Origin of the sequence: Photobacterium salinisoli (assembly GCF_003614885.1) — a bacterium.
Classification (GTDB): Bacteria; Pseudomonadota; Gammaproteobacteria; order Enterobacterales; family Vibrionaceae; genus Photobacterium; species Photobacterium salinisoli.
On record NZ_QZMS01000012.1, the window covers coordinates 1 to 969 of the forward strand.

3 protein-coding genes and 1 pseudogene are annotated in these 969 nt (G+C 58.2%); all 4 read right to left on the reverse strand.

Features of this window, described 5'->3' with window-relative positions:
* Positions 1-245: pseudogene (locus D6M16_RS17730) on the reverse strand (hypothetical protein); the annotation flags it as partial.
* A gap of 1 nt (position 246) precedes the next feature.
* Positions 247-516 carry a hypothetical protein gene (locus tag D6M16_RS17735; protein ID WP_120513245.1) on the reverse strand — a complete coding sequence of 90 codons (270 nt, stop codon included), beginning with the start codon at positions 514-516 and terminating at the stop codon, positions 247-249.
* On the reverse strand, positions 513-695 hold the full coding sequence (locus D6M16_RS17740) for a hypothetical protein (RefSeq protein ID WP_120513246.1): 183 nt from the start codon (positions 693-695) through the stop codon (positions 513-515). Before D6M16_RS17740 ends, D6M16_RS17735 begins: the two co-directional genes overlap by 4 nt.
* Positions 696-698: 3 nt before the next feature.
* The coding region (locus D6M16_RS17745; protein WP_162941106.1) for a hypothetical protein at positions 699-969 on the reverse strand (271 nt) is incomplete at its 5' end.

Consider the following 969-nt stretch of genomic DNA (forward strand, 5'->3'; position numbering starts at 1 on the left):
CCAAAACTAAACGCATCCGTCAGGGCGTTGTTATTCGACGCTAACGCATTCGAGCCAAGGGTCATGGCATCACTGGCCATTTCCCCCGCGGCTTCCATGGCACCGTGGTCAGTCATGGTGACGCTGCCATCAATGCCACTGAACATCATGCCGTTGTTCGCACCGCTGACGCCCATGCTGTTGGAGGTGTTAACACTGTTATTGATGTTGCTGTTAGCACTCTTTTTCGTACTGAATAAGCCCATATCAGCGCCCCCTCAGGTAGAAAAACAGCAGTACCATGGCCGCGATTGCCACCACGATTAGCGTGTAGTTCGGGGTTTTCGCCCCGAAGGTCACACCGCCCGCCTCGAAGTTCATTTCGACCGGGCCGTTGGTGGTGGTCATCGGCCCGCTGTCACTCACTGACTCCAGTGCACCCAATGCCCCGGACATATCCATGCCGGGAAAGCCCATGCTTGCCCCGGCGGCGGTTCCGGCCAGACTGGCTAAACCGCCAGAAGATGATCCGCTCACAGCGCCCCCTTTTTACGAAAATAGAGAAAGGCCAGCACCAGCACGATGACGCCCACGGCCACCACGCCCGCACTCAGGTACTTAGTCCCGTCTGCGGCGGTATAGCCGAGGGAGCCGCCCACAAGGGCGCCGCTGCCCCACAACACACCACCGCCGATTAATAGAGGTACTAAAGGCATTGATTACCTCCGCATTATCAAAACGATGACCAACAGCAGGACAACCGCCCCGCCGATGATCCAGCCATAGTGGAAAGACTGGGGGCGCTGCTGGGTGACTGTCGCCGTGTTGCCCGTCTCGTTGGCGTTCGGGTCTTGGGTGCTGTTCGGGGTCGGCTTGCTGTCGAGGTAATCATTCCACCAACCGCCCGCAAACTCCGTCGTGTCTTCCCACGCCCCGCCCAGCATTTCACTGCCTTTGTCCACCGCATCATTAAGCCAATCCAGCATCTTG